This is a genomic window from Bifidobacterium sp. (genome assembly GCF_051876855.1).
In the GTDB taxonomy this organism is placed as follows: Bacteria; Actinomycetota; Actinomycetes; order Actinomycetales; family Bifidobacteriaceae; genus Bifidobacterium.
In genome coordinates this window covers 1-11,265 of record NZ_JBJEIH010000046.1, presented here as the reverse complement: position 1 = coordinate 11,265, position 11,265 = coordinate 1, and the positions used below count along the sequence as shown (strand labels likewise).

Sequence of the window (11,265 nt, the reverse complement as noted above, 5' to 3'; positions counted from 1 at the left end):
CTCGTTGAAGAAGCGTTCCTTCTGTACGCGCGTCATGTACAGCACGTCCAAATCGCCGATCACGCCGGCGAGGTCACGCACCTCGGTGTAGGTGCAGGAGGGCGCGCGTTTGATGCGGTCGATCACGTACCGCGGCATTTTCAGTTCGTCAGGACTGATGAGCACGAAGTTCACATTGCCGAAACGGCACAGGGTCTCGACAAGCGAATGCACGGTCCGCCCGAAAGTCAGGTCGCCGCACAGGCCGATAGTCAGCCCGGTAATCCTGCCGTAGCGCGAGGTGATGGTCGCAAGGTCGGCGAGCGTCTGAGTGGGATGCATGTGGCCGCCGTCGCCCGCGTTGATCACGGGAATGCCGAAGTCCTTGGCCGCACGGGCCGCCACGAGCGCGGCGCCTTCCTTGGGGTGGCGCATCGCGATGACGTCAACGAGGTTGGACACAGTTTTGACAGTGTCGGCGATGGATTCGCCCTTGGTCACGGAGGACAATTGGGCGCCGGCGAAACCGATCACATGGCCGCCGAGCCGGAGCATCGCTGTCTCGAAGCTCAGACGCGTGCGCGTGCTGGGCTCATAAAAAAGGGTGGCCAGCACCCTGCCGTCGCAGGTATGCGCCACCTCATGACGATGCGTTTCGATGTACTGCGCTTTATGAAGCAAATCGACAATCTGGGATGTCGTCAAATCGTCAAGCGTGACCACGCTTTTGCCGACCATGGACGATTCGGCTTCTTGGGGAACGCCGGTTGCCGGCAACTGGGTGCTGTGTTCGGACAAGGCTCACCTTCCTGTTGAGAGGTGGCCACCTTATGTGACCTAGCCAACTGTAGGACGATTCAGGGACATGCCGGCGGCTTCGGCCAGCTCGCGGCGCACTCACGTTCAACACGGGCCGGCAAGGCTCACCAAAGACTCGCCGCGGGTTCGCCGGGACCGGTCGTACTGGCTCGCCGCGAGCCTGCCGGGGACTTACTGCTGTCCGTAGAACAGGCGTTCCACAACCTCACGGCATTGGCGCATCAAGGCGAGGATGTCGTTTTCGAATTGCTGCCCGCGATTGGCCCCATACCCAAGGTAAACGGCCATACCGCCGAGCGAATCGAGGTCGTCGGGCAGAATGTCCGCACGCGCGGCACGCCCGGACCACAGGTAATTGCCGTTGCGGGCCGCCGTGCAGATCCGCCATGCGCGACGCAGTGTGTCCGCGTCCTTGTGCCCGATCATGTCTTGGGTTTCGAGAGCGTCAAGCGCATTCATCGTGGACCCGGTGCGCAACTCGGGACAGGTGCCGGCATGCTCCAGTTGCAGCAGCTGCACGGTCCATTCCACGTCGGACAGTCCACCTTTGCCGAGTTTGAGATGCCGATCGCGGCGCACGCCCCTAGGCAGCCGTTCAGCTTCCATACGGGCTTTGAGCTTGCGGATTTCGCTGATCTGCTGCCCGTTGAGCGGTGCCGTCGGATAGCGCAGCGGATTGGCGATATTGTCAAGGAAATCATGGGCGAGCGTGCCGTCGCCCGCCGCATACCGCGCACGGATCAGCGCTTGACTCTCCCAGGTGCTCGCCCAGGACCCGTAGTATTCCTCACAGGAGGCGTACGAGCGGATGAGCGGGCCGTTCTTGCCTTCCGGCCGCAAGTCGAGGTCAAGGTCGATGCGCGGCTCCAACGTGGACGGGCCTTGCAGCAGGGAACGTACATCGTCGGTGACCTGTCTCGCATATGAGCCGGCGAGCGCCTCGTCCGGCGTTCCCTGTCCGGCGTTTCCCGTGCCGTTGGCCCGGTAGATGAGAATCGCGTCGGCGTCCGAGCTGAAGTTGATTTCCCTGCCGCCGTAGCGTCCCATGCCGATGACGGCGATATCCGCCGGGCAGGTCTCAAGTCCCATCATGGTACGGCGGTGTTCCAACGCCCAGCGCAAGGCCGCATCGATGATCGCGTCATACACGTCGGTCATGCCGGTCAGGGTGGTGTCCTCGTCGATGACGCCGCTCATCCAGCCCAGTCCGATGCGTTCGATTTCGTGCCGTCTCATGGCACGCAACAACGTGGCGGCGTCTTTGAGACTCGACCGGTTGCGGGCGATGATGCCGTCGCATTGCACGTCGAGGCTGGCTCGAGTGCGCGGCCTGAGTTCGTCGTCGTCGCCCAGCCAGGTGACGGATTCGACCGAACGGTTGAGCGCGTCGCCTAGGAAACGCGAGTTGGACAGGATGTGGCACAGGCGTTGCGCTGCGGATTGGGAGTCGCGCAGGAAGCCGAGATAGTCGCTGTCTTCGCCGAAATGCTCTTCTAATCGTCTCCAGTTGAGCAGGCCCATATCCGGGTTCTGTCCTTGCCCAAGCCACTGGAGGACGGCAGGCAGGAGGATGCGGTTGATGCGCGCGGCCCGAGACAGGCCGTCGGTCAACACCTTGACGTGGCGCATGGCGGCGTCGGGGTCGGCGAAACCGATGGATTCGAACCGCTCGCGGGTCGCCTGGTCGGACAGAGTGATCTGGTCGTCGTCCATGCGCGCGCTGATCGGCAGCATCGGTCGGTAGTAGATGTCCAAGTGCAGACGCCTGACTTCGCGCCGCGTCTCGTCGTAACGTTCGACAAGCTCCTCGGGGTGCAGGCCGAAGGTACGCGCGAGCCGGCGGAGTTCCTCATTGTGGCTAAGCGCATCGATGTCGACGTCCCGTTTGCGTTCAAGGCCGCCGATATTGCCAGTTCCGAGATCCGGGAACAGGTGGGTGCGTTTGAGTTCCCACATCTGCTGGCGGTGTTCGAGCACGCGTTCGAACCGGTAATCCTGCGCCAGCAGGGTCGCCTGCTTGCGCGAGACATATCCGCCGTCGGCGAGCGCCTTGAGCGCGTCCAGCGTACCGCGTTTGCGTAGCGTGGTGTCGGAGCGCCCGTGGACGAGCTGGAGCATCTGCACGGTGAACTCGACGTCCCGCAAGCCGCCTCGACCGAGTTTGATCTCACGGTCTTTGAGATTATCGGGGATGAGCCGTTCAACGCGTTGGCGCATCTGCTGGCAGTCTTGGACGAAATTGTCGCGTTTCGAAGCGGACCATACGAACGGGCGGGTCATGTCCAAGTAGGCTTGTGACAGTTCGCTGTCGCCCGCGGCCGGCCGGGCTTTGAGCAACGCCTGGAATTCCCAGTTCTGTGCCCACTGCTCATAGTAGCTGCGATGCGATTCAAGCCGGCGGACCAGCGGGCCGTCCTTGCCTTCAGGCCGAAGCCCGCCGTCAATCTGCCATAATGGAGGTTCGGTGGAACCCATGATGACGGATTGGCAGACGCGTTGCAGCATGGTGCCCATCCTGGTGCCGATGCGGGTGAGCGTGGTCGTGCCGGTGTCGGCGTCGGTGGGTTCAACCACGTAGATCAGATCGACATCGGAAACGTAGTTCAATTCCTGGGCGCCGAGTTTGCCCATGCCGATGATGCTGAACCGGCACCGCGCGCTGTCCGGTGTCTCATGCCGGGCGATGGCGAGCGCCGCTTCGAGCGCGGCATCCGCGAGATCCGACAGCGCTTTGCTGATTCGCGGCTGAATGTCACATGGATTCTCGGCGGTGACGTCAACGGCGACAATCGCGGCGAGCTGGCGGCGGTAGGCGGCACGCAGGCGGTCGGTGGCCTCCGGCAACGGCAGGGATGATTCGTAGGCCAGATGCGTCTGACCATCCTCCTGCGCGTCGGCGAGTTCCAATGTCTTGGCTTGTACTGCGTCGAGGAGCTTGGCGAACCGTTGCGGACGGTTGTAGTCGCAACTATGGCATGGGTCTAGGGCCGCGGCGCGGACCAATTCGGCTCGGGTGCGCATGAGTTTGCCCAGCTTGTCGCTCGCCCCGAGCACGGCGATGAGCCTGCGCGCGGCGGTGGCGTCTTCGAGAATGCGACGAACGCTGTCATCGTCCTGCGGCAAGCCCTCAAGTATGCCGAGGAGATTGTCGATTGCGGTGTCCGGGTCGAGGGCGCTCGCCAACGCATCGGCAATCGGGCGGATATGGTCAGCGCCGATGCCGTACTCGTTAAGTGCCGAAAAAGCCGATCGCGCCTCGTCCAACCGTTGGAATCCGATATGGATGAGATCACGGGTGCTGAAGGGAAATGCCGGTGATGAATCCATAGTTCCAATATACCGCCAGATGCCGCCGATGCTGGGCATGTGGGCCTTGATATGACAGTAACTTGATTACGGGCCGCCGTGTGACCCGCTGATTGCACCGCAGGCAGATACCAAGTGTTGCGGAATCCAATCCCCGCCTATCGCCGCCGCATGCGACCTGGCTGTTACACCACTGGCTGGTACCGTGTTGCAACATCCTCAATCCACGTCTATCTCCACACCATGTAACTGCGCAATCGCACCACGAGCCGATACCGTATCATGACAGTCTCCGCCCGCGCGATATCTCCACGCCGTGTGACTGAGCAGTCACACCACAGGCCGGTACCATGTTCGATTACTACTGCAGAGCCGGACAGCCGAATCAATCTGCCCGCTATGCAACTGCATAATCACATGGCAAGCAAATTCCCCATGCGCAAGTCCAGCAGCCGAATCAATCCAGAGCACGTGCAATCACGCAACAAACCAGTTGCACCGACCCAGCACTCGTATTCCGACCACGCCCCGATAGTTCATGTATGCGTTAATTCGCGGCTCAGGTGCGTTCGTTGCGATGTTCACCTTCCGAATCAGAATGATACGAGTATCTCGCTCTTCTGCGGTATTCGAAAGCCGGTATCTCACATATCTGTAGTACGTCCCAAAGTGTTTCTACTCTATCTGTGTTCGCAGATACCCCAGACCGCGGGTATGGTTCGCAGAATACCAACCACAATACTTCGGGTATCAGGCGCCGCCGAACACAGATAAGCGAGATACCTTCCGGGAGGTACTACAGATTGCGCAGATAGCGGCAAACTTGCGACGATATTCCTTGCACTCTTTCAACGTCGCCAGAGTGGTACTTCGCCACCCCATTGCCATGATTTCGTGCGACGTTCGCGTCAAGCGTGTCGCCCAGTTTGATGGTCCAGTCGACCGGGTTGTTCTTCAAGGCGCTGCCGGCGCTTGTCCCGTTGTCCGCCCCCGTCCAGGCGCGGACCAGCCAGCGGGTTTCGTCGCTCGTGCCGGTGACGGTCAGCTGGACGCCGGTCGTGCCCGGTACCTGTTTGGCGGTGACCATCCAGTACGCGCCGTTCTTCGGCTTGTTGAACGGCTTGCCGACCTGGGACTCCCAGATCTTGTAGTAGCGGGTCTGGCCGATGCCGATGGCCTGGGTCGGGAACACGCCCGTACCGTCGGCCTTCAACTGGATCTGGCTGGTCTGCGCGGTCGATGTGGCGGTCGCGCCGGTGGCATCGGTGGTTTCGACCATGTTGAGGATGGCGTTCGCGGCGGGGCGGCCGTCCATCCACTTGCCGTCGGCCTCGCCGACATGGCCGACCTTGAGGATGGCGGGCGTCCAGGTGGCGGTCATCTCGGTCTGTTCGGCGCCCGGCTTCCAGCCGTCGGAGACGGTCGAGTCCATGTTCTGGAAGAGGACGTCGGTCGTCTCCGTCTGGGTGATCTTCGCCGCGCCGAGACTCCAGGTCAGGGTCGCGGTCTGCCCGACGAGGTCGCTCTTGTCAAGGCGCCACACGTACGTGTAATAGCCGGTGCCCAAACGGTTCTGCGCGTTCACGTTCTTCAGCGCGTTGTCCGTCAGCGGGTCGTAGGTCAGGGTCTCCGACCCGTCGGCGAGCATGTCCGAGGTGAACGTCAGCGGGGTCAGGTCCGCGATCTTCTTGGCGTCAGACGGGACGGTCCCGCCTTCCGTGCCCTTGTCCGGGCTCCAGTACAGGCTGCCGCGAGCCTTGACGGTCACGCCGGTCACCTTGAAGTCGGTCGTGTTGACCGGCATGGTGACGGTCACCTGGTCCTTGACCGGCTTGCCGTCACGGGCGGCGCCGGTCGTGACCTTCGTGGAGACCGAAGGAAGGGCTTCACGGAGGATGGGCTTGGTGATAGTGAACTTTTCACTATTGTCCTTATATCCTTCATGCGCGTAGGAGTCCTTCGCCAGGGACGGGGCGGCCGCCACGTCCGACCGGGACACGGTCACGTCGAACCAGTACGTGCCGGGCTTCCACCCGTCCTTCAACCCCAGGTCGGCGGCGGTGAACTTGTCGGAGTCCGCCTCATGCGCCTGGCCGGTCGCCCAGCCGCCGCTTGTGCTCTCCGCCTTCGTCTTCGTGACGATTTTCTCGGGCTTATCGTCATAATTCGAGCTGTAGTTGAGGGTGACCGTGTAGGTCAGCGTCTCATTCGACCGCACCCACTGGTCCGTCGGCGTGATCGACAGATGGTCGAGCACGCTTCCCGTCCCGTTGAGCGTCGGGGACGCCGACACCCGGTTCCCGTTCGCGTCATAGTAGCGCGCCTCGGTCGCCACCGTCAGGTCGGTCGGCTTGCGGAACCACGACTCGTTTTTGTCAGTTTTACCTCGCAATGACCACGGCCCCTGGTTTTTCGCCGCCTTGGAGAAGTAGTTGTCCATCGTGATGTCCTCATCGAAGTAGAACGTCGCGTTGTTCGGCCAGTACGACTGCCCCCACAATTCCTGGGGTGTGAACTCGTCGCTGGTCACGGAGACCGTGCCGTTGTTGTCAATCTGCCCGCCGAACAGGCCGGTCTTGGTTTTCTTGACGGCGTAATGCTTGCCGTCCGCGGTATCCGCGCTCAGCCAGAAATCGACTTTGAACGTGTCTTCGGCCGGTTTGATGCCGCTGGTGATATGAATGGTGAGCTGATCGCGCACATGATTGGTGTCGTGATCAATCGCGCCGTACGTGAACTTGCCATCGGCGGTCGTGCCGCCGTTGACCCATCCGCCGGAACCGCCATCGCCGGTGGTTTGCGCCTGGGTGGAGAACGACACGTCATAATAGTGATAGACGGGGAACATCATCCACTGGTAGCCTGTTCCGTTTGAATCCAGCTGGATGATTTCCATGGATTCCAATCCATATGGGACGTTGTTCGCAACATTCCACAACGCGTCAACGGCAGCCTGTGTTGACGCGTCAAGGCCCGACGGCACCGAATGCCCCAGCATTCTGGCGATGACGTAATGTGTGGCGAGAATCGACTTGCCGACATCGTTGCCGAAGATATTGGCGGGCCCGCCGTATCCATAGAAGAACGCCGCTTTCAGTTGCGGCCAGGTCGCCGCGTTCGAGTAGGTGTATGCGGTGTAGGTTATCTTCCCGCTTGGCGGTGCGTCTCTGGTGGGGTCCTGGCAGACGACGTTGTGTCCGTTCCAGGTGAATACATGCGTGCCTTTGTCCCCGGAACCGCCGTAATGGGCGCCGACATACACGATCCCTTTCTGGGTGGAGTTGTATGTATTCCAGTTGAGTGCCGTCGGGATTGTTTTCGCCGTGGCGGCCCGGGCGATGGCGACGGCGGGGCGGAGAGCGGCATGCGTGCCGCCGGTCATGCCGCTGGGGGTTGTATCGGCGGCGGTATCCCCGGAGGTCGCCTGTCCCCCGTCGTTCTGGATGATTTTTTCGGTCAGTTCGGTCACTTTGGATAGACTGGTGCCGTCATCCGCATACCCGTTGATGTAGGCCGTGCCCGGCGCTTTGGCGAGCGTAAAGCCGAACTGATTGGACAGATACCACACGCCCTTCGAGGGAACGGTCAAACGTCCCGCTCCCGTTCGCTGGGCGGTCGGCATCTCGGCGATGCTCGACACGTCGATGAACGACGCGATGGTCGCTCGTGTTGCCGTATCCGCTTTCATAATCGAATCCGGCAATGCGGACGGGGCGGTGATACCCGCCTTCTTGTATGCCGCCTCAAGCATTTCCTTGGTGACCGGCCGGGCGGTCGTCGCCACGTTTTTCAGCGTGAACCCGTCATATGGTTTGACGGTGATGGAGTATCCACTGCTCGTCGTGCTGCTTGCCGCACCCCCGGTCGTGTCGGACGCGTTCGCGCTCACCGCGCCGAACAGCCCGCCGACCGTGAACAGCGCCACAAGCGCCGCAATCGGGCGCAGGTGCTTTTTCCACGATACTTGCATACTGGTCCTCTTTCCTCCTTGGTAACGGTTCGGAACCAAACGGTACCGACGTGCTATGCAGGCAGGAAAAGGACAACGATAGGCGCATACGACGGCGCCCCGCCGCAACCCCGCCCCGGGAAGGTGAGGAATCCGGGGGCTGGGGGTCGCGGCGGGGCGCCGCAGTATCGGGGGTTACCAGCGGTTGATGTGCTTGCCGCGCGCCTTGACGAGCACGCAGCCCGCGCCGGCGACCGCCATGACGGCCATGAGACCCAGGGTGGCCTCGGCGTTCACACCGGTCTGGGCGAGCCGCTTGCCGGCGGTGGCCGCCGTGGCGCCGGACTTCGGCGTACCGGTCGCAGCCTTGCCGGTCTGGGCGGCCGTCGAACCGTTCGTACCGGTCTGGGCGGCGTTCCGGGCGTTCTGCTCGGCCTGCTTGACAGCCTCGGCCTGCTTCAACGCCGTCTCGGCGTCGGCCACCCGCTGGTCGGCGGTCGCCTTCACACTCTTCGCCGCGTCAAGCGCCTTGTGCGCGGCGTCCGCCGTGGCCTGCGCCTCATCGAGGACGGCCTGAGCGACCTTCACCGCGTCCGTACCCAGGGCTTCCTCGCGCGCCAGCTTGAGCTTCGACTTCGCGGTCTCGACCGCCTTGTCGGCCGTGTCGGCCGCCGCCTGCGCGTCCTTGACCCGCTGCGTGGCCTCGGCCAACTTGGCCTGCGCCGTGGCAAGCGCGGCGGCCGTTCGGGTCGCCTTGTCCTGCGCCGTCTTCAACGCGGCCGACGCCTTGTCCAGGGTCGCCTTCGCGCTCTGTGCGGCCGTCTTGCGGGCGGTCGCCCCGTCCAACGCGGCCTTCGCCTCGTCGAGCGTCCGGTGGGCGGCCGCGGCCTTCGCGGTCGCATCCGCCAGGGTCTTCGCGCTCTGGTCGGCGGCCGACTTCGCGCTGTCGTAGGCGGCCTGCGCGCGGGCCAGGGAGGCCTGCGCGTCATGCATCGCCTCGACCTTGGTCTGGGCGGCGGCATTGTCCTTCACGGCCTGATCTGCGGCGTTCTGGGCGGCCGTGAGGTTCGCCTCCGCGTCCTTCAGCGTCTGCCGGGCGGTGTTTTCGGCGTTCTGGGCGGCAGCCAGCGTGGCGTCCGCCGAGTCGGCGGCCGACTTCGCGCTGTCATACCCGGACTGGGCGGACTGGGCGGCCGCCTTCGCGTCGGAAAGCGTCCGGTCGAGGCTTGTGGCCGCGGCCTGCAGGGCCGTCAGCTGCGCGGCGGTTGACGTCGCCTCCGCGTTCGCCGTGTCGAGCGTGGACTGCGCGTCCTTCGCCGCCTGTTCGGCGGCCGTGGACTTCGACGAGGCCGTGTCCAGCGCGGTCTGCGCGTTGGACAGCGCGATGTTCGCGTTCTCCAGCTTCGACTTCGCGTTCTTGATGTTGGTGATGTAGTTGTTGAGTTGAGCGCGGTACTCTTTGGTAGTGGAAAGAGGAAGCTCGTTCGAGTCACCATACATCTGGGCGAAATACTGGGCGGCGGTACTGTAGGAATTTGCCGGATTGGTGAATCCGACACCAGTGGCACCGTTCCAAGTACGGGCATTCAAATAGTGCCCATACTTGTTGTAGTCGCCCCCGGTGATATTGCCGTTCTCGTCCTTCGGAAGACTGTCAAGGTAGTTCTTCTCATCGGTCCACCACAGCTGATACGCGTCCTTGGGGGTGGACACACCGCCAACGAGATTCGCGTCATGGAAGCCAACGTGATTAAAGTCGGTCGCGGCGTAATTCGCCTGCAGCATCGCCCACGCCATCGCTTCGTCACTGACCTTCAACGGCTCCAAGCCTTCGGCCTCGCGCAAACGATTGCACTCGTCGATGAAATCGAGTGCCTTCAGCATATTGTCAAGCGAAGTGGCGTCACCGTCTGCGCCGAGATGGGTAGTATCAAGCAAATGCTCGGTCGTCTTGGTGCCATCTGCGGCAGTCTTGATGTATTCCGATACCGACGAGTCGGTAAGAATCTTATATGCGGCATTCGCATGACGGCTCTCGAAGAACCCTGCGGCGGACTGCGCCTCCTTCGTAGACAGCTTCGCATACTCATCGGCGGCCTGCTGCTGCGCGGCGGTCGCATCCTTGAGCGTCGACTCCGCCGCCGCCACATCCTTCGCGGCCTGTGCGGCGTTCGACTGCTTCTGCGTGAGATCCGCCTGCGCCGTCTCCACGGCCTTCGCGGCCTTGTCGGCCTTCGCCTGTGCGGCCGCAACGGCCGTGTCGTTCGCGGACTTGTCCGACTGCGCCTTGTCCAGCGCCTTGTCGGCCTTCGCCTTGGCTTGGGTCTTGGCCTCCAGGGTCGCCTTGGCCTTGTCGGCCGCGTTCTTCGCGCTCTTCGCGGCGGCCCGCTTGTCGGCCAAGTCCTTTTCAGCCTGGCTCTTCGCCGTCGAGGCCTGCTCGGCGGTCTGGCGGGTCGTCTCGACCGCCTTGGCGGCGTCCTTCGCGGCCTGTTCGGCCGCGGCGACCTTCGCCGGGTCGGATGCGTCGGCAGCGACCTGCTTGACCGTGTCGAGGTTCTGTTCGGCGGTCTTCAGCGTGTCCTGCGCCGTCGTGTCGGCGGTCTGCGCGTCCGTCTTCGCCTTGTCGGCCGTATCGGCCGCCTTCTGGGCCGACTGCACGTCGCCGTTGAGCTTGGTCATGTCGTCGCCGGCCGCGGCCTTGGCGGTCTGGTCGGCGTTCTGCTGCGCCTCGTCCTTGGCCTGCTGCGCCTGCTGGGCTGCGGTCTGCGCGGCCGTATCCGCCGCCTGCGCCGTCTGCTCGTCAGCCTGTGCCGAAGCCTGCTGGCCTTGCGCGGCCTTCACATCGGACTGCGCCTTGGCCTGCTGGCTCTCGGCGGCCTGCACACCCTGACCGGCGGCCTGCACACCCGGATCCGCGTTGACCTTGGACTCCACGTTCGCCTTGGCCTGTTGTGCCACGGCATCCGCCTTGTCGGCCTCGGCCTGCTTGGTCTCGACGTCCGCCTGCGCGGCCGACTGCGCGTCCTTCGCCGACTGGACGTCCGCCTGCGCGGCCTCGACCGGATCGGTCGGGGTGGCCGCGGCCTGCTGCGTAGCCTGATCCGCCGTCTGGGCCGGCATGGTCTCGTCGGCCATCGCGGCCTGCGGGGCGAGCACCGTCGCCGCGGTCAGACCAACCGCCAGCACCGGCTTCACATCAACCGGCTCCCTCG

Annotated in this window: 4 protein-coding genes; all 4 read right to left on the bottom strand. The window is 63.4% G+C overall.

What is annotated here, in order from left to right:
* On the bottom strand, window positions 1–717 hold a 717-nt coding region (pyrB, locus tag ACI38B_RS03850), incomplete at its 3' end, for an aspartate carbamoyltransferase (RefSeq protein WP_439729595.1).
* A gap of 252 nt (window positions 718–969) precedes the next feature.
* Window positions 970–4,125, bottom strand: coding sequence for a bifunctional [glutamine synthetase] adenylyltransferase/[glutamine synthetase]-adenylyl-L-tyrosine phosphorylase (locus ACI38B_RS03845; RefSeq protein ID WP_439729594.1), 3,156 nt, complete (start codon window positions 4,123–4,125; stop codon window positions 970–972).
* A gap of 775 nt (window positions 4,126–4,900) precedes the next feature.
* Window positions 4,901–8,074: a hypothetical protein gene (locus ACI38B_RS03840; RefSeq protein WP_439729593.1), complete on the bottom strand. Its 3,174-nt coding sequence runs from the start codon at window positions 8,072–8,074 to the stop codon at window positions 4,901–4,903.
* Between the two features lie 174 nt (window positions 8,075–8,248).
* Window positions 8,249–11,265: hypothetical protein (locus ACI38B_RS03835; RefSeq protein ID WP_439729592.1), on the bottom strand; the 3,017-nt coding region annotated here is incomplete at its 5' end.

What these genes read in the sequence shown, in the direction of transcription:
- ACI38B_RS03845 (WP_439729594.1), bottom strand. Translation starts at nt 4,125, where the DNA reads ATGGATTCATCACCGGCATTTCCCTTCAGCACCCGTGATCTCATCCAT.
- ACI38B_RS03840 (WP_439729593.1), bottom strand. Translation starts at nt 8,074, where the DNA reads ATGCAAGTATCGTGGAAAAAGCACCTGCGCCCGATTGCGGCGCTTGTG.